This window comes from Burkholderia cepacia (assembly GCF_001039005.1).
Classification (GTDB): domain Bacteria; phylum Pseudomonadota; class Gammaproteobacteria; order Burkholderiales; family Burkholderiaceae; genus Burkholderia; species Burkholderia theae.
Genome location: NZ_LDWR01000050.1, coordinates 182,080 through 207,409, shown reverse-complemented (window position 1 = coordinate 207,409; position 25,330 = coordinate 182,080). Strand labels below are relative to the sequence as shown.

Annotated in this window: 24 protein-coding genes and 1 pseudogene; 8 read left to right on the top strand and 17 right to left on the bottom strand. The window is 65.9% G+C overall.

Annotation, left to right across the window (positions count from 1 at the left end; genetic code table 11):
• Positions 1–86: 86 nt before the first annotated feature.
• Together leuD and leuC are read right to left on the bottom strand one after the other, a co-directional pair.
• Positions 87–725, bottom strand: coding sequence for a 3-isopropylmalate dehydratase small subunit (gene leuD / locus VL15_RS28390; protein ID WP_048250001.1), 639 nt, complete (start codon positions 723–725; stop codon positions 87–89).
• Positions 718–2,130, bottom strand: coding sequence for a 3-isopropylmalate dehydratase large subunit (leuC, locus tag VL15_RS28385; protein ID WP_048250000.1), 1,413 nt, complete (start codon positions 2,128–2,130; stop codon positions 718–720). Before leuC ends, leuD begins: the two co-directional genes overlap by 8 nt.
• A gap of 117 nt (positions 2,131–2,247) precedes the next feature.
• Between leuC and VL15_RS28380 the strand changes: the two genes are divergently transcribed.
• The gene (locus VL15_RS28380; protein ID WP_048249999.1) at positions 2,248–3,141 is read left to right on the top strand and encodes a LysR family transcriptional regulator; all 894 of its coding nucleotides are present in this window, start codon (positions 2,248–2,250) and stop codon (positions 3,139–3,141) included.
• Positions 3,142–3,257: 116 nt separating this feature from the next.
• Here VL15_RS28380 and VL15_RS28375 read toward each other — a convergent pair whose 3' ends face one another.
• The 3 genes from VL15_RS28375 to VL15_RS28365 all read right to left on the bottom strand — a co-directional run bounded on the left by VL15_RS28375 (position 3,258) and on the right by VL15_RS28365 (position 4,878).
• Positions 3,258–3,641, bottom strand: coding sequence for a hypothetical protein (locus tag VL15_RS28375; protein ID WP_048249998.1), 384 nt, complete (start codon positions 3,639–3,641; stop codon positions 3,258–3,260).
• Positions 3,642–3,912: 271 nt separating this feature from the next.
• On the bottom strand, positions 3,913–4,338 hold the full coding sequence (locus VL15_RS28370) for a lipocalin-like domain-containing protein (protein ID WP_048249997.1): 426 nt from the start codon (positions 4,336–4,338) through the stop codon (positions 3,913–3,915).
• Between the two features lie 30 nt (positions 4,339–4,368).
• Complete coding sequence (locus VL15_RS28365) at positions 4,369–4,878, bottom strand: DUF2867 domain-containing protein (protein WP_048249996.1); 510 nt, start codon at positions 4,876–4,878, stop codon at positions 4,369–4,371.
• A gap of 194 nt (positions 4,879–5,072) precedes the next feature.
• Between VL15_RS28365 and VL15_RS40715 the strand changes: the two genes are divergently transcribed.
• Positions 5,073–5,360, top strand: coding sequence for a winged helix-turn-helix transcriptional regulator (locus VL15_RS40715; RefSeq protein WP_080970974.1), 288 nt, complete (start codon positions 5,073–5,075; stop codon positions 5,358–5,360).
• Positions 5,361–5,512: 152 nt separating this feature from the next.
• On the opposite strand, the gene VL15_RS42185 is transcribed toward VL15_RS40715, so the two are convergent.
• Positions 5,513–6,322: a hypothetical protein gene (locus VL15_RS42185; protein ID WP_155420308.1), complete on the bottom strand. Its 810-nt coding sequence runs from the start codon at positions 6,320–6,322 to the stop codon at positions 5,513–5,515.
• 32 nt (positions 6,323–6,354) lie between these two features.
• Positions 6,355–6,606, bottom strand: a complete 252-nt coding sequence (locus VL15_RS42810; RefSeq protein WP_048249995.1) for a YkvA family protein — start codon at positions 6,604–6,606, stop codon at positions 6,355–6,357.
• A 347-nt stretch (positions 6,607–6,953) separates the two neighbouring features.
• Here VL15_RS42810 and VL15_RS28355 point away from each other — a divergent pair.
• Together VL15_RS28355 and VL15_RS28350 are read left to right on the top strand one after the other, a co-directional pair.
• Positions 6,954–7,178, top strand: a pseudogene (locus VL15_RS28355) (MerR family DNA-binding protein); the annotation flags it as partial.
• A 276-nt stretch (positions 7,179–7,454) separates the two neighbouring features.
• Positions 7,455–8,378 (top strand): recombination-associated protein RdgC, encoded by a 924-nt coding sequence (locus VL15_RS28350; RefSeq protein ID WP_048249994.1) that lies wholly within the window; start codon positions 7,455–7,457, stop codon positions 8,376–8,378.
• A 260-nt stretch (positions 8,379–8,638) separates the two neighbouring features.
• Here VL15_RS28350 and VL15_RS28345 read toward each other — a convergent pair whose 3' ends face one another.
• Complete coding sequence (locus tag VL15_RS28345; protein WP_048249993.1) at positions 8,639–10,063, bottom strand: PLP-dependent aminotransferase family protein; 1,425 nt, start codon at positions 10,061–10,063, stop codon at positions 8,639–8,641.
• Between the two features lie 401 nt (positions 10,064–10,464).
• Here VL15_RS28345 and VL15_RS43630 point away from each other — a divergent pair, with 401 nt between their 5' ends.
• Complete coding sequence (locus VL15_RS43630) at positions 10,465–10,590, top strand: hypothetical protein (RefSeq protein ID WP_268991229.1); 126 nt, start codon at positions 10,465–10,467, stop codon at positions 10,588–10,590.
• Positions 10,583–12,757 (top strand): DUF4132 domain-containing protein, encoded by a 2,175-nt coding sequence (locus tag VL15_RS28340; RefSeq protein ID WP_048249992.1) that lies wholly within the window; start codon positions 10,583–10,585, stop codon positions 12,755–12,757. Before VL15_RS43630 ends, VL15_RS28340 begins: the two co-directional genes overlap by 8 nt.
• Positions 12,758–12,766: 9 nt before the next feature.
• Here VL15_RS28340 and VL15_RS28335 read toward each other — a convergent pair whose 3' ends face one another.
• On the bottom strand, positions 12,767–14,179 hold the full coding sequence (locus VL15_RS28335) for a PLP-dependent aminotransferase family protein (RefSeq protein ID WP_048249991.1): 1,413 nt from the start codon (positions 14,177–14,179) through the stop codon (positions 12,767–12,769).
• 231 nt (positions 14,180–14,410) lie between these two features.
• Here VL15_RS28335 and VL15_RS28330 point away from each other — a divergent pair, with 231 nt between their 5' ends.
• Together VL15_RS28330 and VL15_RS28325 are read left to right on the top strand one after the other, a co-directional pair.
• Positions 14,411–15,640 (top strand): NAD(P)/FAD-dependent oxidoreductase, encoded by a 1,230-nt coding sequence (locus tag VL15_RS28330; RefSeq protein ID WP_048249990.1) that lies wholly within the window; start codon positions 14,411–14,413, stop codon positions 15,638–15,640.
• Between the two features lie 40 nt (positions 15,641–15,680).
• Positions 15,681–16,832, top strand: coding sequence for a branched-chain amino acid ABC transporter substrate-binding protein (locus tag VL15_RS28325; protein WP_048249989.1), 1,152 nt, complete (start codon positions 15,681–15,683; stop codon positions 16,830–16,832).
• Positions 16,833–16,857: 25 nt separating this feature from the next.
• Here the strand turns inward: VL15_RS28325 and VL15_RS28320 are convergent, their stop codons facing one another.
• From VL15_RS28320 to narH, 8 genes are all read right to left on the bottom strand, one after another.
• Positions 16,858–17,778 (bottom strand): hypothetical protein, encoded by a 921-nt coding sequence (locus VL15_RS28320; RefSeq protein ID WP_048249988.1) that lies wholly within the window; start codon positions 17,776–17,778, stop codon positions 16,858–16,860.
• 101 nt (positions 17,779–17,879) lie between these two features.
• On the bottom strand, positions 17,880–18,203 hold the full coding sequence (locus tag VL15_RS28315; protein ID WP_048249987.1) for a TfoX/Sxy family protein: 324 nt from the start codon (positions 18,201–18,203) through the stop codon (positions 17,880–17,882).
• 237 nt (positions 18,204–18,440) lie between these two features.
• Positions 18,441–20,162, bottom strand: a complete 1,722-nt coding sequence (locus tag VL15_RS28310) for a site-specific integrase (RefSeq protein WP_048249986.1) — start codon at positions 20,160–20,162, stop codon at positions 18,441–18,443.
• A gap of 123 nt (positions 20,163–20,285) precedes the next feature.
• On the bottom strand, positions 20,286–21,551 hold the full coding sequence (locus tag VL15_RS28305) for an MFS transporter (protein ID WP_048249985.1): 1,266 nt from the start codon (positions 21,549–21,551) through the stop codon (positions 20,286–20,288).
• 15 nt (positions 21,552–21,566) lie between these two features.
• Entirely contained in the window at positions 21,567–22,352 is a 786-nt protein-coding gene (locus VL15_RS28300; protein ID WP_048249984.1) for a peptidylprolyl isomerase, read from the bottom strand.
• A gap of 9 nt (positions 22,353–22,361) precedes the next feature.
• Positions 22,362–23,045 carry a respiratory nitrate reductase subunit gamma gene (narI, locus tag VL15_RS28295; RefSeq protein ID WP_048249983.1) on the bottom strand — a complete coding sequence of 228 codons (684 nt, stop codon included), beginning with the start codon at positions 23,043–23,045 and terminating at the stop codon, positions 22,362–22,364.
• A gap of 24 nt (positions 23,046–23,069) precedes the next feature.
• Positions 23,070–23,762: a nitrate reductase molybdenum cofactor assembly chaperone gene (gene narJ / locus VL15_RS28290; RefSeq protein ID WP_048249982.1), complete on the bottom strand. Its 693-nt coding sequence runs from the start codon at positions 23,760–23,762 to the stop codon at positions 23,070–23,072.
• Complete coding sequence (gene narH, locus VL15_RS28285) at positions 23,759–25,288, bottom strand: nitrate reductase subunit beta (RefSeq protein WP_048249981.1); 1,530 nt, start codon at positions 25,286–25,288, stop codon at positions 23,759–23,761. Before narH ends, narJ begins: the two co-directional genes overlap by 4 nt.
• Positions 25,289–25,330 lie beyond the last annotated feature (42 nt).

The following is a 25,330-nucleotide window of genomic DNA, read 5'->3' as shown; positions in this document are numbered from 1 at the left end:
TTATTCCGATCGCACTTCGGCAGGGCCGGCCGGAACCGCGTGGCACGCGTCCGGCCCCGTGCTGCGGACGCTCTCAGGCGCCTCTGTCACACTGCGCGCTGCTGCTTCGGCAGATCGATCTTCATCCACCGATGCGCCGCGTAATGGCGCGCCTCGAACGCATCGATCGCGTTGCCGTCGGCGAGCGTCATGCCGATCATGTCCAGCCCCTCGACGAACATGCGCTTCTGCCGCTCGGGCAGATCGAACGGGTATTCGTTTCCGTCCACCGTCGTGACGACCTGGCGCAGCACGTCGATCGTCAGCGTGCTCGTCGCCGGATTACCGGCCTGTTCGACGAGCGTCGACACGACGGCGGGATCGAGCATTACCAGCAACAGCCGGTTGTTCAGCGCGTTGAAGTAGAAGATCTCGCCGAAGCTCGGCGCGATCACCGCGTCGAAGCCCGCCTGCTGCAAGCCCCACACCGCGTGTTCGCGGCTGGAGCCGCAACCGAAATTGGCGCCCGCGACGAGAATGCGCGCACCTTGATACTCGGGGTGATTCAGCACGAAATCCGGGCGCGGCACACCCGCGCCGTCGTGGCGGAGGTCATACAGCACGCCGCGCGCGAGCCCCGACTTGTCGATGCCGAACAGAAACTGCTTCGGCATGATCTGGTCGGTATCGAGATTGTTCAGCGGCAGCGGCGCGGCGATGCCGGTGACGAATGCGTGCTCAGGCATGGTCGAACTCCTTGCGTACGTCGACGATGCGTCCGGCCAGCGCGGCGGCGGCAGCCATCGCCGGACTCATCAGGTGGGTGCGGGCGCCGCGCCCCTGGCGCCCTTCGAAATTGCGATTCGTCGTCGATGCGCAGCGTTGGCCGGGTTGCAGGATGTCGTCGTTCATCGCGAGGCACATCGAGCAGCCGGGCTGGCGCCATTCGAAGCCCGCGTCGATCAACGTGCCCGCGATGCCCTCGCGTTCGGCCTGCTCGCGTACCGCGATCGACCCGGGCACGACCATCGCGCGCACCGACGGCACGACCGTGCGGCCACGCACGACGTCCGCGACGGCGCGCAAATCCTCGATGCGCGCATTCGTGCACGACCCGATGAACACGTGATCGATCGCCAGGCCATCGATCGCCTGCCCGGCATCGAGCCCCATGTAGTCGAGCGCCTTGCGTGCGTTGTCGCGTTCGAGCGGTTCGGCCGACAGCGTCGGAATACGCGCGGTAATCGCGATCGCCTGGTCGGGGCTCGTGCCCCAGGTCACGAACGGCGCGACGTCCGCCGCCTCGAAGCGATGCGTGACGTCGAACTGCGCGTCGGCGTCGGATTTCAGTTGCGTCCACTGCGCGGCCGCCTCTGCAATTTGATCGGCGGGCAGATCGCGGATCCGGTCGCGCACATACGCGACCGTCGTCTCGTCGGGCGCGATGAGCGCACCGCGCGCACCGGCTTCCACCGTCATGTTGCACAGGGTCATGCGCGCTTCGGCGCTCAGCGCGGCGATCGCCGGCCCGTCGTACTCGACGACGAAACCGCGCGCACCCTGCGCGCCGATCTTCGAGATGATGTAGAGAACGAGATCCTTCGACGTGGTGCCGGCAGGCAGCGCGCCATCGACACGGATGCGCATGTCGCGCGCGACGCGGTACACCAGCGTTTGCGTGGCGAGCACATGCTCGACTTCCGACGTGCCGATGCCGAAGCCGAGCGCGCCCAGCGCACCGTAGGTCGTCGTGTGGCTGTCGCCGCACAGCACGACCATGCCGGGCCGGATCAGGCCGATCTCGGGCGCGACCACATGCTCGATGCCCTGCTCGGCGTCCTGCACGTCGAACAGGTGAATGCCGTGCTTGCGGCAGTTGCGCGTGAAATTGGCCGCCTGGCTGGCCGCCGCATCGATGACAATCGTGCGCTTGTCGACCGGCACCGGATGCGTCGGGATCACATGATCGACGATGCCCATCTGCTTTTCCGGGCAGCGCACCGGCAGGTTCTTTTCCGCGAGCCCCGCGAACGCCTGCGGGCTCGTGTACTCGTTCATGACGTGCAGGTCGGCGTAGAGCACGACATGCTGCTCGTCGACCGGGAACACCGTGTGGCTCGCCACGATCTTCCGGTAAAGCGTCTGTCCCATCGTTCCTCCGGTTTTCTTGCGAAAACGCCCTGGTCCGGACGTTTCGGCAAGTGTAATTTGGAGGGTGACGCCTTAAAATGCGTCGCAGCTTAACCCATTATTAAATGAAACTTTAAAATGGATCCGATCGCAGACCTGGAGTTCTTCGCGCGGCTCGTCACGCACGGCAGCCTGTCGGCGCTGGCGCGCGATCTCGGCGTGACGCCGCCCGCCGTCAGTGCGCGGCTCAACCAGATCGAACGGCGCCTCGGCGTCAAGCTGCTGAACCGCACGACGCGGCGGCTGGCGATGACCAACGAGGGCGAGGTCTATCTCGCGACGGGCTCGAAGCTGCTGGAGCAGGTGCACGAACTCGAGCGCACGGTGTCGAGCAGCCGCAACCAGCCGCAGGGCTTGCTGAAGGTCAACGCGACCTTCGGCTTCGGGCGCCGCCACATCGTGCCCGCGCTGTCCGCGTTTCGCGAGCGCCATCCGGAGGTCGAGATTCAGCTGGAACTCACCGACCGCCCGATGAGCCTCGCCGAACTCGCGTACGACGTGGGTATCCGGTTCGGCGAACTGCCCGACCAGCGCGTGGTGGGACGCAAGCTCGCGGCGAACCGGCGCTTCGTCTGCGCGGCGCCGGGCTACCTGAAGGCGCACGGCGTCCCCAAGGTGCCCGGCGACCTGCGCGGCCACCGCTGCATCGTGCTGCGCGAGAACGACACTGCGTATGGCACGTGGCACTTCACGAAGGGCAAACGCCATGAACTCGTCAAGGTGCATGGCGTGATGAGCAGCAACGACGGCGAAGCGACGCTGCGCTGGGCGATCGACGGGCACGGCGTGCTGGTGCGGTCCGAGTGGGACGCACAACCGTTCATCGATTCGGGTGCGCTGACGAGAGTGCTCGCGGACTGGTCGTTACCGCCGTCGGATATCTATGCGGTCTATCCGGAGCGGCTGAACCTGTCGGCGAAGGTGCGCGTGTTTATCGATTTTCTTTGCGAGTATCTGGAGCGGCGCGGTTGATGTGCGCGGAAAAAACGAGGCTCTTGGGAGATCTTCGAGGATGTTGCTAACGCCCCGTTGCTGCCGCTCGAGCCGTTGCACCCAGCACGACTTGAGACCCCAATGGCAAGCAATGATCAGAGATCTCCGCGCACTTCACCGGTTCCCAGCGCGCTCCGCTGCCGGTTGACTTCCGCCCAAAGCTCATCGCTGTCGTCATTGCGCAGCACGACCATCCCGTCCAGTTGATCGTCGGTCACGCCGAAGTATTCCAGGATTTCCCGGCGAACCGCATCGATGAACTGCGCGTATTCCGGGGTTGCCTGCGCCTGCGCGTGCAAGGCATCGTATGCTGCATCGTCCGCGCCGCCGCCGTGCTCGTCGATATAGCGCGAGATCCATTGGTCTCGTTCGTGGTCGTAATCGGCCTCGGCGCGCATCGCTTGCACAGCCGTGTAGAAATCCAATTGGGCAAACGCGGCGATCGCCGCCGTTGTCGCCTCGTCGAATGTAGTCGTCATTCCATTTCTCATGTTAGTCATGGCGCATCATCGCACGGGCCGCACGGGCGACAGGACACTCATTTTGCTGTACTGCAAGCACAGCGATGAAAACAATCGGGCGCGGCGGATCGCAGAACAAGTTTCGGGCGGATCACCACGAGCGTCACGCTGGCACTTGAGCGCCAATACGAGCGCTGGTCGTGAATTGCTCGCAATGGTCGAACTCCGCCGGATACCTCCAGGGTAGTCCGTTACTGGCTCAAAAATTGCGAACTCGGCGTCGCGAAAATTACTCACGCCTAAAGCTGAGAATAGCCCGTCCGATTGGATTTCCGGACACTAACGGATTCGGCATCCAGGCCGTGCTGACCTCAAGCGTTTCTCCATCAAGCTTGTAGAAGCGCTCCTGCTCACTGCCGTTCCAGGCTTCATTCCAGGACGAGTTAATCGTTGTAATGAACCTGCCCTCATCTATCCGATACCGTCCTGTATAGGCCATCACGGTACGGAAGAGTGCCGCCATCTTCTCATCCGTGTTTCCTGGCTCCCGCGTCCTTGCGGTAACCAATACCATCATTCGCCCATCAGAGCTGAAGATAAGGTACCCGTTCGGGTCTGGGCCCCAAGGTTGAGTGCGCTCGTTTGAATCCTGAAGCTCGGCATTAAAAGAGATCAGCCGCCAGCAACCGTGGAGTTCTGCATCGTGCTCAGTCATGTTTCCGCCCGTCCTGCCGCCAACGTATACTCAAGTCCTCATTTCCCTTACTGCTCGTTCCAGATTCGCCCGCACAATAACGCGATGAAACGGCGCAATGCTCGCAAGATAGATACGTCCCAGTCTGTTATGGCAGTGCACCACTGTGCCCGCAAGCAGCTCGCGCCCATTTTCCGCATCGGCGAGAAGTTGGATGGTGACGCGAAAGTCCAGATGCCGGTCATCCGCGCCAACGATCAACTCCGTCGCGCTCCTTGACAGCACCGGCAAGTAGCCGATAACCGGTCCACGCGCCGCGCCAGCAAGACCAACGGCCCGAGACGATTTGACGCCGACTGTCGCCATCACCACATCGCGGACATACGTGAGCGCACGAATCCATCCCGCCTGGTGCTCGAACGCGGTACGTGCCAGCACCTCGAGATTGTCGCTAGCTTCGGCCGGCAATCGAATTGCAAAGGCATCCAGCAGGTCCGCACCCGCGTAGAGCGGCACAAGCACACTGTCGCTAGGCATGGGCACGGCGCGCGCTTTGGTCATGAGTTCAGGTACCGAATGCTGGGGAGGGGAGTAGCAACGACCTCGACATGTGCTACTCTTTTCGTAGCAAGGAGAATGTAGCGAATTTTCCTGACATGCGCTACTGATTTAATAGCATCTTTGGAGCAAAAGACGTGGCCGACACACCTCTCCCGGGCAATCCGGTGCGTGGCTCCCGCACAGGCCAGCCCGTTATGGCGCTGTTCGATCTACTTGGGCGCAACTGGACCATGAGAATATTGTGGGAGTTGTGCCATCACGGACCATGCACGTTTCGAGAGTTGCAAGGTCAGTGTGAGTCCGTTTCTCCCGGTGTCCTCAACTCGCGTCTCAAGGAACTCCGCGAGTCGCAACTCGTCGAGCTTGGTGCCGAGGGCTACGAGCCGACGCCCATGGGAAGGAGCTTGTTTGAAGTACTCCTTCCGTTGGATCGGTGGTCGAAACGCTGGGCGACTTCATTGGCGCGCGATCAGTTGCCATGAACCTGGAAACTGCAGTTGGACGCGCCCGAGCGGGCTGCCATGCGGTGCGTGGGTAAGGAGGAGCAACGCCACCCGCGTGCCGTACACCGGTAGACTCCCACCGGTTTCCCAAGCGCTCGTCTATCGTGTACGAATGCCGGACTACGCTGCCGCTACGGCCGCGATTCGGCTCTGCGCCCGTTAAGCCATTCGTTGATGGCGGCAAGCGCCGTCGATTCGATTCCCAGGTACCCGTGCGGAGCCTGCCCACCACATTCGGCGTGCTTGTTACCTCCGCCCATGGTGCTTGATACAGCAACGAAATCAAAATTGTTGTCGGCTGCCATACGCTTGGCTGCCCAGAACGGCGAGGCGACACAAACATCATGCTCATTCGATAGCACCAATACACGCGCCTTGTTTCGCGGCCAGGCGACATCAGACAATCCCGGCTTGCCGTGAACTGCTATCGACACCGGCGAAGTGAGCACGAAAGCATCCGCGAGGTCGGGATTGCGTAACAGCACGTTACCCACCGTAATCGTTCCACGGCTCGTACCAACCAGTGCAACTTTGGCGGCCGGGTAACGTTTTTTCAGTTCCGTAACGACGGCGACAACGTCCTGACTTGCCGCCCCGCTCAGCCGGAATTCGTCATCCATCCCTTTCGCCTGGTCCGATGGCGCGTCGAAAACGACCGCGGCATCACCTACGGTCGCCCAGTAAGGTGCGGTTCGCACCAGGAAATTTCCCTGTTCGTTGGTCGGTCCATTTTCTGAAAGAGCAACGACACCATCGCTTCCCGCGAAGAGCACGATGACCCATGCTGGTGGGGTCGATGGGGAATTGATGTAGATGTTCTGGGTTTCATTGCGGCTCTTCACGGAAACCAGCTCGCCCGCGCATATTGCGTGACTGCCAACCGCGAAGACGGTCGCAAGCAGCAGCCGACTCCACATCCGCGCTTTGGTGGAACCTTGCAATCGCGCGATGCGATTGACTGACGGACGGGAGCTCATCTGCGGCGTAGATGTTGCAGCTGGGTCGGGAGACAGCGGATCATCAAATGCAACGCCATCGGAACCAGCACGCCGTCGTCCACAATCCCGACGAATGGGACCGCGAAGTTGATAGGATCAATCGCGTACAACGCGACCAAAGCGACTGCGGGAATCAACCATCCCGGGCGGTCGGGATGACGCAGTGCGTATCCGAGAACACGCAGATCGCCCCTGACAACTTTCCAAAGCAATGCGATTCTTCTCATGCCGGTGGTTCCCTCTAACCGATCAAAATGACCTCACGAATTCCATCCGTACAAACGCGCGGCGCTCGTTTCCGCGACTCAAATCCTACTCCCGGATAGAGCGGACCGACGGTCAATAAATGTCAGAAGCCGGCTTACATTCCTTGCTCAGTGATTGTTCGCGATCCAGACAGCGATGCCGGACGTCTCAAAGTGGCCGAACCCGGCTGGTTGCCGCCCCGACGACCCGCGACGGGTTCAATCCGCCACCCTTCTCGGCCGTTCGATAACCGACCGTCGCTTCATCGCTTCCGAGCGATAAAGCAATCGTTCGCGGGCGCCAGTCAAGTGCAATTCGACAACGGTTCGTCAGGCAGATCCAGCGCATGATCGCGACCGGTTTCACGATCGACGATATTCTCGGCTTCCCGGACTGCATGCTGCTGATCGAAGGCGCTCGTTCGTGCGACCAGATCACCGATGTCCAGCGGCGACGCCTCGAAGCCATCGATCGTCAGATCGCGGATCTCGAACGACGTCGCATGCGGCTCATCAAAACCTTGTCGGAAGGCACGATTCCGCCGGTCGAGTAAGGGGCGGCGTTCGAATGGCCGAACCCGCGGCACACGAATCGATCGTCAAACCGTCGCATTCGGCGCCGACTTCTTCCAGCAAAGGTCTACGCGTCGGCTGTTGTATTCCTCCGTACCGGGTCGGGTGCCGGAATGACGGCAAAAAGTGCCGATGGAACGGCTTGTCACGAGTAAGTTGCAGACGTTCGGGTGTCGCCAGCTGCGACGAGACGCACGGCGGTTCATGGCCACGAAGCATCACCGTCATATAGAATGGTGCGCTTTGCCCGTATCCCTATGTGGTTCAAGAATCTTCAGCTTCATCGTCTTCCGGCCCCTTGGGCCGTTACCCCCGATCAGATGGAAAAATGGCTGGCGCCCTACGCGTTTCAGCCGGGCAGCAGCGTCGAGATGCAGCGCCACGGATGGGCGTCGCCGCGTGACGACGGCGCGCTGGTGTATTCGATCAACCGGCAGATGCTGCTGGTGTTTCGTGCCGAAAAGAAGCTGCTCCCGGCGTCGGTCGTCAATCAGGTGACCAAGGCCCGGGCGCTTGAAGTCGAGGAGCAGCAGGGCTTCAAGGTCGGGCGAAAACAGCTGCGCGAACTCAAGGAGCAGGTGACCGACGAACTGCTGCCGCGCGCGTTCACCATTCGCCGCGATACCCGCGTGTGGATCGATACGGTGAATGGCTGGCTCGTCATCGATGCGGCTGCACAGGCGCTTGCCGACGACGTTCGCGGCCTGCTCGTCAAATCGATCGATCAGTTGCCGCTCGCCGGCGTTCACGTGGCGCTTTCGCCGGTCGCCGCGATGACGGATTGGCTGCTGTCCGGCGAGGCGCCGGGCGGCTTCACCGTGGACCAGGACGCCGAGTTGCGCTCGAGCGGCGAAGGCGGCGCCACGGTGCGATACGTCGGCCACGCGCTGGAAACGAACGACATGCGGCGGCACATCGAAGCCGGCAAACAATGCATGCGCCTCGCGATGACCTGGGATGACCGAATCTCCTTCGTGCTGACACCGTCGCTGACGATCAAGCGTGTCACGCCGCTCGACGTGATCAAGGAAGCGACGGATCCCACCGCGCAGAACGACGATGAACGCTTCGATTCGGATGTCACGCTGATGACGGGTGAATTGGCGCGGATGTTGACCAGTCTTGTCGATATCCTGGGTGGCGATCAGCACGACTCGATTCAGAAGGCGGCAGCAGCCTGAACGCCGTCGGCTGTCGAGGATCGTCGCCCCGCGACGGCGGGGTTTCGTGTTGACGCGACATTGACCGTCGCCGCCCTGGCGGCGGGTCGCGACTGGGCGTTCGCGACCCGTTGCTGCCGGTCGAGCCGTTGCAGCGACGGGTTGAATCCGCAGCCGAATGCTGACAAATTGCCTCACCCCCCATCCCCCGCAACAACCCAAAAACAAAGCCGGCCCAAAGCCGGCTTCGTCATTCCCCCGCAAGCAACAGCCCTCACCCGTCACTTCATGCACGCCGCGGCCAGCTTCCCGACCGCGATCACCGCCTGCTCGATCTCCGGCGACCACGGGCTGCTGTAGTTCAACCGGATGAAGTTCCGATAGCTGTCCGTGATCGAGAACATGTAGCCGGGGCCGATCGTGATCCCCTGCTCCAGCGCAAGCTGATACAACCGCATCGCATCGACCTGCGCCGGCAGCTCGACCCACAGCACGTACCCTCCCGCCGGGCTCGAAATACGTGTGCCCTCCGGAAAGAACCGCGACACCATCGCACGCATCAGGTTCGCCTGCTGTGCATACGCCTTGCGCAAGCGCCGCAGGTGATGCTCGTAACCGTCGCGTTCGAGAAACTCCGCGATCGCGAGCTGCGGCAACGACGGCGTCGCGAGCGTGTTCAGGAATTTCAGCTTCTCGACCTGATCGCGATACCGGCCCGGCAACGCCCAGCCGATCCGGTACGCAGCCGTCAGGCTCTTCGAGAACGACGCGCAATGCAGCACGATCCCGCTGCGGTCGTACGACTTCAGCGAACTCGGATGCGTATCGCCGAAATACAGTTCGTTATACACACCGTTCTCGATCAGCGGCATGCCGGCCTTCGTTGCGAACTCCACCAGTTCGCGCTTGCGCTCGTCGGGCATCTGGAAGCCGAGCGGGTTCTGGAAGTTCGGCATCACCATGCACGCGGCGATCGGCTGCGACTTCGCGATCGCAGCCAGCGCGGCAATGTCGATCCCGTATTCCGGATGCGTCGCGACCTCGATCGCCTTCATCCCCATCCGCTCGATCGCGTGCAGCATCGCGTAGAACGTCGGCGACTCCACCGCGATCGTGTCGCCCGGCTTCGCGACCGCCTGCAAACACAGGTTGATCGCCTCCGTCGCGCCGACCGTCACGATGATCTCGTTCGGATCCACCGACATCCCGTTTTCCAGGTAGCGGCGCGCGATCTGCCGGATCAGCCGCGGATGGCCGGGCGGCAGCCCGTCCGTCACGCCCCACAGCGCCTTGTCGCGGCCGGCCGCGTACGCGTAGCGGTTCAGCTTCTCGAACGGGAACAGGCTCGGGTCCGGATACGGCGAGCCGAGCGGCACCGCGTCGTCGGTGCCGATCGAGCGCAGCGTCGACAGCACGAGCCGGCTCACGTCCACGGACGACGAGATCGCGATCGGCTTCGACGGTCGCAACTCGCGCACCGGCGCGTGGCTGTCGTCACGGCGCAGGTTCACGAAATAGCCCGACTGCGGCCGGCTTTCCAGCAGCCCGCGGCTTTCGAGCAGCAGATACGCGTGCAGCACGGTCGTAATGCTGATCCGGTGTTGCTGGCTCGCCTGCCGCACCGACGGAATCCGGTCGCCGTGCCGGTACACGCCCTGGCGGATCAGGCGCTCGATGTCGTCCGCGAGTTTTTCATAGAGTTTCATCGTGCGCCTCCCGCCGGCATGCGCAGCCGCGCCGCCACGCCGTGTGCGTCCGAGTCGCACGTGTTCCGCCCGCCGATCGGGCCGTCGTGATTCCTGATGTTTCCCTCCGGTTTTGCCTTTTCCATCGCACTGGCTCTCTCTTGAAGATGCGCCGCCAGGGGTCCGGAACAACGGGATCGGCGGCACTGTGCACTTGATGGATGAATCTTAAAAGCAGAACAGTTGGCGAGGAGTACACACATCGATCATGCGAACAAGAGTACAGTTCGGCACGGATCGCGCATGGCGGGAGAACTGTACGTCTTATGAAATGGCCGGGCGGCCGACAGCCTTTCTCCAGACTGTTCTGATCGGGGTGCAATACTGTGCGATCGCACGGTTTTCATTGCCGGAGTCAGACCATGCAGCACACGATCGAACAGGCATTCGCCCTCGGCGGCGCAATCCACGCCGCCCGAAAAGTACAGAAATGGACTCAGAACGAACCGGCCGGGCGCGGCTCGAACCAGGAGACCCCGCATGACTGACCGCGCGCTCGTCGCCCTGCTCGTCGCGCGGCTGACCGGCACCGCCGACCATCCGCGCTTCACCGGCGCACCGATCGACCTGTCGGCACTCGACGCGCACACGCTCGGCGCGGTCTGGCCGACGCTGCGCCGCACCGAGCGCGAGATCGTGCCGCCTGATTGCGCATACAACGATCCGCGCGCCGAATTCGCGCGCTGGCTGCGCGGGCAGATAGATGCGCTCGGTCTCGTGCCGCTCGTCGACGCCGATGCCGCGCTCGAACTGTTCCGCGACATCCCGCCCGGCGCGTGGCAGCGTGCGCTGGAGGAGCTGCCCTGTCTCGACGCGCCGCCGTCGCCCGCGCTGCAGGCCGAACTCGCCCGCATCGCGGGCGAACCGGAGGAAGGCGGCCTGCGCGCCGCATCCGCATACGGCGCCTATGCGCTCGACTGGTTCGCCGGCCGCCGCGATTTCTCGGCGCGGCGCGATGCGTATGCGCAAGCGCTGGCCGATTCGCCGTTTCGGGTGCGCGAACTCGACGTGTTGCCCGAGCTCGGGCCGGCCGCGCTGCTCGCGCTGGCCGCGACGCACGACGGTTATTTCGCACCGAAGCGGCTGTGGATCGACTTCAGCGATCCGGCCGTCACGCTCGCGGAAGATGCCGCATACGTCGAATTCGCGCGCGACGCGCTGACCGAAGCCGCGCGGCAGGTCGCGGCACTGCATGCGGGCACCGTTCCGTATCAGACCGATCGCGCGTTCACGACCGACGACGCGCAGGTCGTCGCACGCGCCGCGCGCGTGGCCGCATACCGCGACGAAGCGTGGTTGCGCCCGCTGATCGGGCCGCTGCTGATGGGCGTATGCGTCGCGCCCACAGCCGCGAAGACCGCGCCGTCGCAGTCGCTCGCGATCGCGCTCGGCCACGCGGTCGAGACGATTCCCACCCCCGAGAGCGTGCGCGCGTTGCGCGACGCGCTAGCCGCCGTGCGTCATGCCGGCGTGCAGAAGAAGCTCGCGCGCAACCTGAAGCCGGCCGAACGCGCGCTCGGCGAGCGGCCGCATACCGCGCTGCGCATGACGCTCGACGCGAAACCCGACAAGAAGCAGCTCGCGATGCTCGCCGCGTGCATGGAAGCGGGTTTCTGGCAGCCGATGACGCTCGGCCATGCCGAATGGCGCGAGCGGCTCGTCGATGCGCCGGCCGGCGCCACGTTCTCCGCGCGCATGATCTGGCACGCGCGCGCCGGCGATGGATCAACGCAATCGTTCATGCCTGACATCGCGAAAGGCAAGGTCGTGCTGCGCGACGCGGCCGGGCGTGCATGCGATATCGCCAACGACAGCGACATCCGCCTGTGGCACCCGTTGCTGGCCGACGCGGACGAACGGCTCGCGTGGCAGCGCGCGATCGTCGGCCGCGCACTTCGGCAGCCGGTCAGGCAGGCATTCCGCGAGTACTACGTGCCGGCGGAAAGCGAAGCCTCGGCCAGCGATTCCGCGATGTTCGAAGGTCATGTGCTGTCGAGCCGGCCGCTACTCGGCGTCGCGCGCCGCGAAGGCTGGTCGATCCGCGCGTACGACGACGGGCTCGTCCGCGAGTTCGGCGACATGCGCGCGACCTTCCTCGTCGATGCGCGGCTCTATCCCGGCTCGGAAAGCCACGGCACGTCGCGCCGGCTGCATGTCGAAGGCCGGCACGGACGGCGCTGGGTGCCGCTGCCGATCGGCGAGATTGATCGTGTCGTGTTCTCGGAAGTGGCGCGCGCGGTCGACCTGCTCGTCAGCGTGGCCGCGTTCGCGCTCGACGATGACGCGACGCGCGCGGCAGCCTCCGCACAAACGGTCGACCCGGTTCGCCTGCGCGAGATCGAAGCGGAACGCTGGCAGCGGCTGAACCGGTTGTCCGATTTGCCGCTGGGCGTGATGGCGCGGCATCGCAAGCACGTGCTGTCGCTCGTGTTCGCCGAGCCGATTGCGCAAGGAAGGATGACGATCGACGAACGTCATGTGCGCGTCGGCGCGTGGTCGGTGCATTGCGCGACCGGCCGTGTGACGCATGACGGCGAACCCGTCGATGCCGCGATCGAGCCGCCGCCGTCGCCGCTGCGCGCGGTGCCGTGGCTGCCTTACGACGAAGCGCTGCTGCAGCGGATCGTCGACGTCGTCGCGGGTTTGCTCGACTGAGCGACGGCGTCAGATCGAGCCGAACAGTGCGCGCGGCCGGTCCTTCAGCGTGCCGGACAGAATCCGCAGCCCGTTGACGAGCTCGTCGCGCGTGGCCGGGCACGCGAGGTTGATGCGCACGCCGTGCTCGATTTCCGCGCGATCGACCGCGAACGTCGACGACGGCATCACGATCACGCCGCGCGCCTTCGCGTTCGCCGCGAAGTCGTCGGCCCGCCACGGCGGCGGCAGCCGCAACCACACGAACATGCACGCGGGGTCGGACTTCAGCTGCCCGGCCGGCAGCAGTTCCCGCGCGAGATCGACGCGTGCGCGGATCTCCGCGAGTTGCGCGGCCATGATCCGCTCGGCGGTGCCGTCCTCGATCCATACCGTCGCGATCAGCATCGACGTGGGCGCCGGCATCCATGCGGTCGTGCGCACCGCTTCCGCGCACAGCGCGACGCTGTCGCGCGGGCAGCTCAGGTAGCCGAGGCGCAGCCCGGGCGCCAGAATCTTCGACGTCGCGCCGATATGGAACGTCAGCTCGGGACACAGCCCCGCGATCGCCGGCAACCGGTCGCGCACGAGCGGCCCGTACACATCGTCCTCGATGATCGTCACGTGATGGCGCCGCGCGACGTCGACGAGCGCCATCCGGCGCGCGAGGCTCATCGTCGTCACGGTCGGGTTCTGCAGGTTCGGCACGACGAAGATCGCCTTGACCGGCATGCGCTGGCAGATTCGCTCGATCTCGTCGGGCAGCAGGCCGTCGTCGTCGGCCGGCGCGCTGACGATCTCGAACTGGAATACCGGCGCAAGCGCCTTGAGCCCGTAGTAAGTGAGGCGGTCGGCAACGATCACGCCGTCGGTGCCGATCAGGCTGTTCAGCACCGCGTACAGCCCATGCTGCGCGCCGCTCGTGACGACCACCTGGTCGCGCGACGGCGCGAAGCCGGGCGCGGCGAGCCATTGCGCGCCGGCCGCGCGTGCCCACTCGGGCCCCTGCGGCGGCTGGTATTCCTGCAAGGCGGCGAAACGCGGGTCGTTCGGCAGCGTGCCGAAGGTCTGCGCGAGGCTCGCCAGAAACTCGCCGGTCGCCGGGCGGTTCACGGTCAGGTCGATCACGCCGTTGCCCGCCGCGAGCGACGCACGGGCCGGCTCGATGCTCGGCATCGCGCCGCCGGTGACGAGCGAACCGCGGCGCTTGCTGCCGATCACGAGGCCGCGCAGCTGCAGTTCCTTGTACGCACGGGACACGGTCGACACGTTGATGCCGAGCTCGGTCGCGAGCTGGCGCTGCGGCGGCAGGCGGCTGCCCGGCGGATACATGCCGTTGCGGATTTCCGCCTCGATCGAGCTCGATACCTCGACATAAGTCGGCCGCTTCGCCTGCGCCGGCGCACCGCCATCGCGCTCGCCGGAAAGTTTGTCTGATGCCATTTGTCGCCTGTGACCACACAAAAAGCGTTTGTCTGCCATTTTGACCTGCCCAGCGATTGTATATGACATCCCCTGCCCGTCAAACGTCAACGGAAAAGTCTGTTGAATCAGCCGTTTGGAATCGGGTAAACACTAGCGCCACACAATCTCATTTTGATTGCACACAAAAAATTACTGTGTGATTCTTGATCTCAACTTTGTGTGAACCATGTGTGCCGGAGGGGATGCGTCATGGCGAACGTCGCCATCGTGGGTGCAGGCTTCATCGGGCTCGGCGCGGCGGCTTGGCTGCAGCGCGACGGGCATCGCGTGACGCTGTTCGATCCGGCCGGCGTCGGCCACGGCGCGTCGTTCGGCAACGCCGCGACGTTCGCGCCGTACGGCTGCGTTCCCGTGAACGGCCCGTCCGTGTTCCGCGACCTCCCGCACTTCCTGTTTGCCGCCGACAGCCCGCTGCGTATCCGCTGGCCATACCTGTTGCGTGGCGCACCGTGGCTCGCGCGGTTCCTGCTCGCATCGACACCCGAGCGCCACCAGCGCAGCGCGAGCGCGCTGGCCGCGCTGCTGTCGCGCGCCGCCGACGGTTATGCGCCGCTGCTCTCGACCACGCGGCTCGCGGCGTTCGTGCGGCCGCGCGAGTGCCTGTACCTGTATGCGCGGCAGGCGTCGTTCGATGCCGCGCAGCCGTCGCTCGCGCTGCGGCGCCGGCTCGGCGTGCCGTTCGAGCTGCTCGACGCGAACGCGATCCGCCGGCTCGAGCCCACGCTCGCGCCGATCTTCGCGCGCGGCGTGCTGTTCGTCGGCAGTTGGCATTTCTCCGATCCGCACGGCTTTCTTGGCGAACTGTTCGCGCATCTGGCAACCGGCGGCGCGACGCTCGAACGCGAGCGCGTCGAGCGGATCGAGCCCGCCGGCGATGGCGTGAACGTCCATGCGGGCGGTGCGGTGCGTGCGTTCGACCATGTCGTCATTGCCGCGGGCGCGCGCTCGCGCGCATTCGCGGCCGCCTGCGGCGATGCGGTGCCGCTCGATACCGAACGCGGTTATCACGTGCAGTTCGCCGCGCACGAAGGGATCGTCACGCGGCCGGTCGGCTGGGCCGAACGCGGCTTCTACATGACGCCGCTCGACGAAGGGCTGCGCGCGGCCGGCACCGTGGAACTCGGCGGCTTCGACGCGCCGATGAACCCGTCGCTCGTCGCGCTACTCACGCGCTCAGCACGCGAGGCGCTGCCGTCGCTCGGCGCGCCGACGCGCAGCTGGCTCGGCTTCCGCCCGACACTGCCGGACGGCGTGCCCGTCATCGGCCGCGCCCGCGACAGCGCACGCGTGATCCACGCGTTCGGGCATCAGCATCTCGGCGTGACGCTCGCCGGCATCACCGGGCGGATCGTCGCCGACCTCGTCGCCCAGCGCGCGCCGCCGCTGGACCTCACGCCTTACCGGGCCGCGCGATTCTGACGCGCGCCGCGATTTCAACCACTGCAAGGAGGCATGCATCATGAATCGTCGTAACTGGCTGGTATGGCTGGCCGTCTGCTCGATCGGCACGGTCGCCGCATCCGCGCAGGCCGCGGACCCGGAAACCGTCAAGATCGGCTTCGCCGGTCCGCTGACGGGGCCCGTCGCGCGAGTCGGCAAGGATCTGCAATACGGTGCGCAGCTCGCGCTCGACGAGGAGAACGCGAAGCATCCGACCGTCGGCGGCAAGCCCGTGCGCTTCGTGCTCGACGTGCAGGACGACCAGGCCGATCCGCGCATCGCGATCCAGGTCGCGCAGAAACTCGTCGACGACGGCGTGGTCGGCGTGATCGGCCACTACAACTCGGGCTGCAGCATCCCCGCGTCGGCCGTCTACCGGCAGGCGAACGTCGCGATGATCACGCCCGGCTCGACCAATCCGCAACTGACCATGCAAGGCTTCAAGAACGTGTTCCGCACGATGGGGCACGACGGCGTCGGCGGCGTGGTGGCCGGCCGCTTCGCGGTCGAGCAGCTGAAGGCGAAGCGGATCGGCATCATCGACGACCGCACCGCGTTCGGCCAGGGCCTTGCCGACGCGTTCGAGAAAGGCGTGAAGGACGCGCACGGCAGCGTCGTCGACCGCGAATACACGAACGACAAGGCCGTCGATTTCCGCGCCATCCTGACGACGATGAAGAGCAGCAACGTCGACCTGCTGTTCTTCGGCGGGCTCGACGAACAGGGTGCGATGCTCGTCAAGCAAATGCGCTCGCTCGGCATCCGCGCGCAGCTGTTCGGCGCCGGCGCGCTGAAAAGCAACGCATTCCTGAAGATCGCCGGCAACTCGGGCGAAGGCACGCAGGATCTCGAACCGGGCCCGGCGCTCGACAAGCTGCCGTCGGCCATCGCGTTCGCGCAGCGCTACAAGGCACGCTTCAACCAGGACGTCGAGCTGTATGCGCCGTTCGCGTATGACGCGGCGCTCGCGATGATCGCGGCGGTCCGCAAGGCCGATTCGGTCGATCGCGGCAAGATCGTCGCGAGCCTGCCCGGCGTGTCAGTCACGGGCGTGACCGGGAAGATCTCGTTCGACGAGCGCGGCGACCTGATCAAGCCGCCCTACACGCTGTTCCGCGTCGAACAGGGGCAGTGGCACAGCATCCGCACGGTCGGCGGCGCGTCGAACTGAGCGGCAGACCGGCAGCAGGCGCCGCCTACCGCGCCGCCTGCTGCCGCTGAACCTCCTGCGCTTTCATCTGCAGATATGCGCTCCGCTCCACTTCGTGCAGTTGCTGCGGATACTGCTCGGTCGCGTCGAACCAGCGCGCGAGGCGCTGGTCGAGCGGCTTGTCGAGCGTCGCGAGATACGTGTCGATCGCGAGGTAGTAGCGCATCGTGTTGCGCTCCAGCAGCCCGCGCACGCCGCCGATGTATTGCGGCTGCGTGGCCGATGCATCGCTGGCGGGCGTGAAGCCGACCTTCTCGCTGCCGACTGTTGCGAGGTAGGTCTTCATCGCCATCCGGCCGACCGTGCCGAAGCCGTACGAATACGTGAGATGCAGGAACGTGCGCGATGCGCCGACCGGCACGGCCTCCAGCGCGATCCGGTAATCCTTCGTGCCCATCGGACCGCTGTCGGCGGTCAGGTCGACCTGGAAGTAGTCGGCCGTTGCGGCCGCCACGCGATAGCGGAACTCCAGGCGATAGGTATCCGACAGCTTCTGCTGGATCTTGCGGCCGACGTTCACGTCGAGCACCGGGCCGTTGCTGCCGCTCGATGCATGACAGTACTTCGTGTTCAGGTGCAGGATCAGCACCGCGCACCAGTTCGCGGGGCCTTGCGCGGAATCGTTGAGCTGGCCGTTCACGACCGCGAACGGATAGTCGACCACCGCGTAGATGTCGCCCTTCAGCGACGACGACGACTCCGACGATTCGAGGTAGAGCGGCCGGCGAAACGCGTTGTCCTTCAGTTGCGCGCCGAGGCTGTGGTATCGGTCGAGCAGCGCCGCCGCGCCGTTGCCGCCCTCCGCGCCGAACGACAGCACGCTCCAGCCGACACACACGGCCGCGACGAGCGCGTGCCAGACGCGACGGGCACGCCACGTGCCGCGCGGATGTCCGGATGTCTTCATTCTTGTGCTCCCGCCGGGGGCGCGATGGTCGCGCGCATGATTCACAGAATACGCCTGCGCCCGGCACGACGTTACGCGTGGTTACGCGGGGTTCATGGCCGCTAGCGGCTCCGCTTCACCGGCACGGGCAATTGCGCGGCCGTGATCCGGATCAGCGCCGACAGCCATTCGCGGTCGTCCCAGCGATCGCCGGCGATCACGAGGTGCGGCTTCGCGCCCGGATACGGCGGGCCTTCGTCGCAGGTGCCGAGAAACGCGCGGCCTTCGGGCGTCGGCTTGACGAACAGCCAGTCGTCGCAGACGAGCGCAACCATCTTGCCGTCGCAATAGATGCCGAATTCGCCGAACATCTTGCGGGCCGATACCGTACCGGCCGCCGCCATCTGCTCGACGATGAAATCGACCGTACTCTGGCTCGATGCCATCTGTTGCTCCTGGTGAAAAAAGTATGACCGCCGTGTGTGCCGGACCGTTCCGTTTTATCGGCGGGTACGTTGCGGCACGTCGGCGATTCGTCGACCGAAAACGCATTCAGGCAGGGGCGTCCTTTCCGGCCAACAATCTCCTGACACACCTGACAGTTGCATCGCAGCCCGATGAATCGCCCGATGGCGCTTCACAAAAAATGGCGCGGACGTGACGCGTCCGCACCTTCCGCTTACTTACTTGTCTGCCGCAAACGCGCTCGACATCTGCCGCGCGCGCTTCACATCGTCGCCATGCAGATAAATCGACGTCGTCGAGATCGACGCATGTCTCAGGTTGTCGCGCACGGTCGTCAACTCCGCGCCGCGCGCCAATGCATGCGTCGCATGCGTATGACGCATCCAGTGCGGGCTCGCCTGCCGCAGCTTCTGCGCGAGCGCGGGGTTGTCGGCATCGACGGCGTCGGCGGTCTGCGCGAAGAAGCGCTGCATCACCTTCCACAACCGCACGCTCGTGATCGCCGCCCCATCGTCTTCCGCAAGACTCGGAATCAGCGGCGTATCGGGCCGCCAGCGCGCCGGCGTGACCGGCAACCGGCGCGCGACCAGGTGACGATCGAGCGCAGTACGTGCCAGCGGCGGCAGCGCGACGCGCGCGGCCTTGCGTCCCTTGCCGATCACCTTCAGCCACGCATCGCCGTGCGCGTCCGTCTCGATGTCGCCGAGCATCGCGCCGACCAGCTCGCTCGCGCGCAGCCCCGTCGCATAACCGAGATCGAGGATGAAGCGCAGCCGTTGCGCGGCGGCCGGCGTCCAGCCGGACGACGCCTCCTTGCGGAACTCGAGCCCGTCGGCGATCGTGCGGACGAGCAGCCACTCGCCTTCGGTGAACACATGCGACGTGTCGAGTGCGTTCGCGCCGCGCGTGTCGCGCACCTTGACGCCCGCGAACGGATTCGCGAGCAGATAGCGCTGCTCGATCAGCCAGCGGAACAGCGCGCCGAGCACCGACAACGTGTACGCCGCCGAACGCGCGGACAGCGCACCCGAGAACGGCCGCCAGTCGGGCGCGCTGCGCGGCCGCACGGGCCCGACCCAGCGCTCGTGCGGCGTCGGGCGCCGCAGGAATGCGCGATACGCAACCGCATCCTCGGTCGTCAGCGACGACAGCGCGCGGCCGCGCTCGACGATCGCCCACAGGATCAGCCGCTCGGCTTCCTTGCGGTAAGCGCGCCGCGTCGCGGCCGATTCGTGCAGCGACAGCCATGCGTGCACGGCCGCGTAATCGTTGTCCGCGTCGAGCGTGCTGGTCGCGCGCGGCGCGCGGAACGTGCCGGCCGAGCCATCGACCTCGTGCGGCAGCTTCAACTGCTCCCACGGCACGATGCTGCCGCGCGGCGTCGCGGCGATCAGCGCGCGCGCCCGTTCGGTCAGGTCCGGATGCGCGGCGAAGAACGCCTCGATGTGGCGCGCGCTGGCCACGCCGAGGCCCGCGATCGCGCTCCACCACTGGCGCCGGCGCGGAATCCGCACCGTGAGATCGGCGAGCGTCGCGATCCCGTGCGCACGCAGTGCGGCAACCGCGCGTGCGGGCAACCACAGGCCGACGTCATCGCTGATCTGCGGCGCCGGCGCGCGCGCGTGACGCAACATGCCGATCGCTTCGTTAGCCGCTTTCGCCTCCCGTAAACGCTCACCGTCGGGATGACCGAGCCGCTCGGCAAGATCGGGCCGACCGGCCTGCCGTGCGACGCGCACGAGGCGGCGGCGAATGCCGCCGATCACGCCGCGCGCCGACCGCCCGGCGCCGAGACGATCGGGCAGGTAACGCTCGACGGCCTGGCGCACGGTCATGCCCGCGTACCACGCGCGCAGCGCGGCCAGTTCGTCGGCGTCGGGAAAGCCTGCGGGCGCAGGCGCGGAATCGGGAGAAGGCGGTGAAGCGAGGCGCGGTTTCATGGGCGCCAGTTTGACAGAAGCGCGTGCGGCCGGATACGTCGTGCGAGGGCTTCCCCGCACCACGATGCGCTTACGCGACGCCGAGCTTTCCCGACATCGCGCAAGTGTATCGAACCGCCATCGTCAGCCCGTGACCGGCGTGCGCCGCACTTCCGACAGATAGATGAGGATCAGCGACACCCACACGATCCCGTACAGGAACATGAAGCAGGTCGTGCGCACGCGCAGCAGGTCGAGCAGCACGCCGAACAGGATCGGCAGCAGGAAGCCGCCGAGCCCGCCCGCGAGCCCGACGATCCCCGTGACGACGCCCATGTTGTCCGCGAAATCGTCGGCGACGTACTTGAAGGTCGATGCCATCCCGAGCGCGAACACCGCACCGAGCACGAAGGTCAGCGCGACGAAGCCGGCCACCGGCATCGACACGTTCAGCGTCGCGGTGCCGTCGATCGTGTGGATCACGAAGTCGGTCGCCGGATACGACAGCAGGAACAGCGCAATCCACGCGACCCACAGCCCCCACCACGTGACCGCATGCGCGCCGAAGCGATCGGACAGCGCGCCGCCGAGCGCACGCAGCACCGAGCCCGGCAGCGAGAAGCCGGCCGCGAACGCCGACGCCATCACGAGCGACATCCCGTATTCGCTCTTCAGGTACTGCGGAATCCACAGCGACAGCGCGGTGAAGCCGCCGAACGTGATCGAGTAGTACTGGCAGAGCCGCCACACGCGCGGGTCGCGCAATACCTTGAACGAATCGAGCAGCGAACCGCCGCGCTTGCCCGCGCCCGGATCGGGCGCCGACGCGAACCAGAAGATCAGGGCCGTGACGAGCAGCGCGACCGCATACGCGCGCGGCACGAAGCGCCAGCCGTACGCATTGAGCAGCAGCGGCGTGACGAACAGGTTGACGGCTGCGCCGACCGTGCCCGCGCCGAACACGCCCATTGCGAGCCCGCGCCGCTGCGGCGGAAAAAAGCGCGCGACATACGGCGTGCCGACCGCGAACGACGCGCCGACGCAACCGAGGAACAGCCCGATCAGCAGGAACTGCCAGAGCTGCGTCGCGTAGCTGACGATATAGACGGGCACCGCGCACACGACGAGCAGCACCGTCATCACGATGCGTCCGCCGAAGCGGTCGGTCCACGTGCCGAGCGGCAAGCGCATCAACGCTCCGGTCAGCACGGGCGTCGACGTGAGCAGCCCGAACTCCGTGCTGTTCAGCCCGAGATCGGTGCGCAGCTGCACGCCGAGCACGCCGAACATCATCCACACGACGAAACACACCATGAACGCGAGCGTGCTCGCGGCGAGTACCGACCACGCGCGCAGCGGGATGGCCGGCACGTTCGCGACCGGCCCCGCATTACCTTGTTGAGTTGCCATACGCAAAACCTCGTTTCATTGGACGAGCGGCCCGTTCGCGCCGTCGAAGGTCACGCCTTCGACGCGCGCACTGCCCGCGAGAATCGCCACGTACTGCCGCATCGCCCGCTGCCGCACACGTTCCGACAGGTACGCGGCGATCTGCGCGGCGGCTTCGTCGAACGGCACCGCATCGCCCGGCACGCGCCGCTCGATGCGCACGATGTGGAAGCCGAAGCGCGTGTTGACGAGTTTCGGCAGCACGCCGAGCCCCTCCGTCTCGAACAGCGCGGCTTCGAATTCCGGCACCGTGTCGCCGCGCAGCAGCTGCCCGAGGCTGCCGCCGACTTCAGCCGACGGGCAGTTCGACGACGCGCGCGCGACCGCTTCGAACGTGTCGGGCGCGGCGACCACGTCGGCCAGCGCGCTTTCCGCGCGCTGCCGCAGCGGCGCGAGCGGCACGCGGTCCGTCACCGCGAACAGCACATGGCTCGCATAGACGATGTCGTTGCGGCGAAAACGCGCCGGATACTGCGCGTAGTAGCGCTCGCAATCCGCGCGGTCGGGTTCGGGCACGTGGGTCAGCTCGCGCTCGAGCAACGCATCGACGGCTGCGTCGTCGAGCGGCGCGCCTTCGTCAAGCAGCGCGAGCGCCACCGCACGCTGCCGCAGCAGCTCGCGCACCGCGAGCGAGCGCCGCGCCGCATCGAGCGGATCGGGCGTGTCGCCGTGATGCGCGGCCTCGGCCGCGATCGCGTCGTCGCCGATCGCGACGCCGCTGATGCGCAACGCGGCCGGTGCATCGGAAAGAACGTCGTTCATGCGGCCTCCTCAGCGCTTGCGCACGAGCTGGTACGGACGGATCAGGTACGCGACCGATGCGATGCCGCTCCAGATGTGCACCATCCGCGTGAACGGCGACACGAGGAAGATCGTGAAGCCGAGCAGGATATGCAGCCGGTAGGTCAGCGGCACGCCGACGAGCAGGCTCGCGATGTCCGGCCGGAACGTGACGACGCCCTTCACGTAGTCGGTGAGCTGTTCGAACATCGCGCCGTCCATGTGGCGCGTCGACAGCACGACGGTGCCGAGCCCGAGCGCGAGCTGCACCCACAGCATCAGCACGATCAGGATGTCCGACTTGCGGCTGTTGCGGCGGATGCGCGGGTCGCCGAGGCGCCGCCAGATCAGGATCGTCAGCCCGATGATCGCCGCGATGCCGGCCGCACCGCCCCCCACCATCGCGACGAGCTGGTGCCCGGACGCCGACAGGAACGGCGACACGAGCCAGTGCGGCGCGAGAAAACCGCCGAAGTGCCCGAGCACGACGACCAACACGCCCCAGTGGAACAGGTTGCTGCCGAGCCGCAGCATGCCGTGGCGCAGCAGCTGCGACGAATCGCTCTTCCACGTGTACTGCTCGCGGTCGAAGCGGATCAGGCTGCCCACCAGCAGCACGGCGAGGCAGATGTACGGGTAGATCCCGAACAGGAACTGATGTAGATAACCGTTCATGAGTGTCCCCAGTTGGGCCCGCGCTTACGCGCCGCGGGCCGGTCGCTTGTCGTGGAACCGCACCGTCTGCTCCGCCGATGCCGGCGTGGTCGCGCCGACAAAGCGCACGGCCTCGTCCGCATACGACGCATCGAGCGCGCGGTAGTCGGGCCGCTCGGCGGCCACGTCGTCGTCGACGGCGTCCGGTGCGTCGGCCAGCGCGAGTCCGGCCAGCGGCAGCAGCGCGCCGACGACGAAGCTGTAATGGCTGCCGCGCTGCGCGAGCTGCCCGGCCAGCGCGCGCAGGATCTCGCCGGTTTCGGCGAGCAGCTTGCGCGCGTCGGGCGTCGGCAGCCGCGACAGGTATTCGAGAAACACGGGCAGGTAGTCGGGCAACTCGCCCGGGTTCAGGAACAGCCCGTGCCGCTCGTACATCTGCAGCAGGTCGACCATCGCCTGCCCGCGGTCGCGCGATTCGCCGTGCACGTGCTCGAACAGGTACAGCGACGTCGCGCGGCCGCGGTCGAACAGGCCGACATAGTTCTCCTGCAGCGTGAGCAGATCGCGCTCGCGCACGTAGGCAAAGAACCGGTCGAGACCCGCGCGCACCGTTTTGGGCACGCGCGTACGGTCGCACAGGTGGGCTTCGATCGAGTCGAGCGCGGCAACGAGCGAATCGTCGGGATAGTCGAGCAGCGCCGCGAGCGCCGCATAGGTCGGATCGGGTGCGGTGCTCATCGCGAAGCCTCGTGGATCGGAATCGTCTTCGCGCCCTTCTTCGTGCTGAACAGGCTCGCTTCGGAACGGCCGTCCGAGCAGCCGTTGCCGAACGAGAAGCCGCACGATGCGCGCAGGTCGTACGCGTTCTCCGCGTACTCGCGGTGCGTCGTCGGGATCACGAAACGATCCTCGTAGTTCGCGATCGCGAGATAGCGGTACATCTCCTCGACCTGCGCGAGCGACAACCCGACCTGGTCGAGCACGCCGCGCGCATCGATGCCGTCCACGTGCCGCGCGCGCATGAACGCGCGCATCGCGAGCAGCCGTTCGAGCGCGAGCTTCACGGGTGCCTCGTCACCGGCCGTCAGCAGGTTCGCGAGATAGCGCAGCGGAATGCGCAGCGATTCGACGTCCGGCAGATAGCCGTTCATCCCGAGCGCGCCGCTGTTCGCGGCCGAGTTGATCGGCGACAGCGGCGGCACGTACCACACCATCGGCAGCGTCCGGTATTCCGGATGCAGCGGGAACGCGATCTTCCAGTCGATCGCCATCTTGTAGGTCGGCGAACGCCGCGCGGCGTCGATCCACGCGGCCGGCACGCCGTCGCGCTCGGCCTGCGCGATCACGGCCGGATCCTCCGGATCGAGGAACAGCGACAGCTGCGCTTCGTACAGGTCCTTTTCGTTCTCGACGCTGGCCGCCTCGCTGATCCGGTCGGCGTCGTACAGCAGCACGCCGAGATAACGAATGCGGCCCACGCAGGTTTCCGAGCACACGGTCGGCTGGCCGGCCTCGATGCGCGGATAGCAGAAGATGCACTTCTCGGCCTTGCCGCTCTGCCAGTTGTAGTAGATCTTCTTGTACGGGCACCCCGACACGCACATGCGCCAGCCGCGGCACTTGTCCTGGTCGATCAGCACGATGCCGTCTTCCTCGCGCTTGTAGATCGAGCCAGACGGGCACGCCGCAACGCACGCCGGGTTCAGGCAGTGCTCGCACAGGCGCGGCAGGTACATCATGAAGGTGTTCTCGAACTGCCCGTAGATGTCCTTCTGTATCGATTCGAAGTTATAGTCCTTCGCGCGCTTCTCGAACTCGCCGCCGAGGATTTCCTCCCAGTTCGGCCCCCACTCGATCTTCTCGAGCCGCTGGCCGCTGATGAGCGAGCGCGGCCGCGCAACCGGCATCGCGCGCGTATTGCCGGCTTCCTGCAGATGCGCGTAGTCGAACGTGAACGGCTCGTAGTAATCGTCGATCTCGGGCAGGTGCGGGTTCGCGAAGATCTGCGCGAGCAGTCGCCACTTGCCGCCGAGGCGCGGCTCGATCTTGCCGTCCGCGCGCCGTTGCCAGCCGCCGCGCCAGCGGTCCTGGTTCTCCCAGTCCTTCGGATAACCGATGCCCGGTTTCGTCTCGACGTTGTTGAACCACGCGTATTCCATCCCTTCGCGGCTCGTCCACACGTTCTTGCAGGTCACCGAGCAGGTATGGCACCCGATGCACTTGTCGAGGTTCAGCACCATCGCGATCTGTGCGCGTACCTTCATGACGTTTCTCCTGTGTCGATGGGAGTTGGCGCTTTAGCGCTT

Excerpts from the sequence above, each read along its gene's own strand:
- VL15_RS28370 (WP_048249997.1), bottom strand. The coding sequence starts at position 4,338 with ATGACTGAGCACGATGCAGAACTCCACGGTTGCTGGCGGCTGATCTCT.
- VL15_RS28305 (WP_048249985.1), bottom strand. The coding sequence starts at position 21,551 with ATGGCAACTCAACAAGGTAATGCGGGGCCGGTCGCGAACGTGCCGGCC.
- VL15_RS28330 (WP_048249990.1), top strand. The coding sequence starts at position 14,411 with ATGGCGAACGTCGCCATCGTGGGTGCAGGCTTCATCGGGCTCGGCGCG.
- VL15_RS28375 (WP_048249998.1), bottom strand. The coding sequence starts at position 3,641 with ATGACGACTACATTCGACGAGGCGACAACGGCGGCGATCGCCGCGTTT.
- VL15_RS28325 (WP_048249989.1), top strand. The coding sequence starts at position 15,681 with ATGAATCGTCGTAACTGGCTGGTATGGCTGGCCGTCTGCTCGATCGGC.
- leuC (WP_048250000.1), bottom strand. The coding sequence starts at position 2,130 with ATGGGACAGACGCTTTACCGGAAGATCGTGGCGAGCCACACGGTGTTC.
- VL15_RS28380 (WP_048249999.1), top strand. The coding sequence starts at position 2,248 with ATGGATCCGATCGCAGACCTGGAGTTCTTCGCGCGGCTCGTCACGCAC.
- narJ (WP_048249982.1), bottom strand. The coding sequence starts at position 23,762 with ATGAGCACCGCACCCGATCCGACCTATGCGGCGCTCGCGGCGCTGCTC.
- VL15_RS28335 (WP_048249991.1), bottom strand. The coding sequence starts at position 14,179 with ATGGCATCAGACAAACTTTCCGGCGAGCGCGATGGCGGTGCGCCGGCG.
- VL15_RS28300 (WP_048249984.1), bottom strand. The coding sequence starts at position 22,352 with ATGAACGACGTTCTTTCCGATGCACCGGCCGCGTTGCGCATCAGCGGC.
- VL15_RS42810 (WP_048249995.1), bottom strand. The coding sequence starts at position 6,606 with ATGAGAAGAATCGCATTGCTTTGGAAAGTTGTCAGGGGCGATCTGCGT.
- VL15_RS28350 (WP_048249994.1), top strand. The coding sequence starts at position 7,455 with ATGTGGTTCAAGAATCTTCAGCTTCATCGTCTTCCGGCCCCTTGGGCC.
- leuD (WP_048250001.1), bottom strand. The coding sequence starts at position 725 with ATGCCTGAGCACGCATTCGTCACCGGCATCGCCGCGCCGCTGCCGCTG.
- VL15_RS28310 (WP_048249986.1), bottom strand. The coding sequence starts at position 20,162 with ATGAAACCGCGCCTCGCTTCACCGCCTTCTCCCGATTCCGCGCCTGCG.
- VL15_RS28315 (WP_048249987.1), bottom strand. The coding sequence starts at position 18,203 with ATGGCATCGAGCCAGAGTACGGTCGATTTCATCGTCGAGCAGATGGCG.
- narH (WP_048249981.1), bottom strand. The coding sequence starts at position 25,288 with ATGAAGGTACGCGCACAGATCGCGATGGTGCTGAACCTCGACAAGTGC.
- VL15_RS43630 (WP_268991229.1), top strand. The coding sequence starts at position 10,465 with ATGCAGCACACGATCGAACAGGCATTCGCCCTCGGCGGCGCAATCCAC.
- VL15_RS28345 (WP_048249993.1), bottom strand. The coding sequence starts at position 10,063 with ATGAAACTCTATGAAAAACTCGCGGACGACATCGAGCGCCTGATCCGC.
- VL15_RS28320 (WP_048249988.1), bottom strand. The coding sequence starts at position 17,778 with ATGAAGACATCCGGACATCCGCGCGGCACGTGGCGTGCCCGTCGCGTC.
- VL15_RS40715 (WP_080970974.1), top strand. The coding sequence starts at position 5,073 with ATGGCGCTGTTCGATCTACTTGGGCGCAACTGGACCATGAGAATATTG.
- narI (WP_048249983.1), bottom strand. The coding sequence starts at position 23,045 with ATGAACGGTTATCTACATCAGTTCCTGTTCGGGATCTACCCGTACATC.
- VL15_RS28365 (WP_048249996.1), bottom strand. The coding sequence starts at position 4,878 with ATGACCAAAGCGCGCGCCGTGCCCATGCCTAGCGACAGTGTGCTTGTG.
- VL15_RS28340 (WP_048249992.1), top strand. The coding sequence starts at position 10,583 with ATGACTGACCGCGCGCTCGTCGCCCTGCTCGTCGCGCGGCTGACCGGC.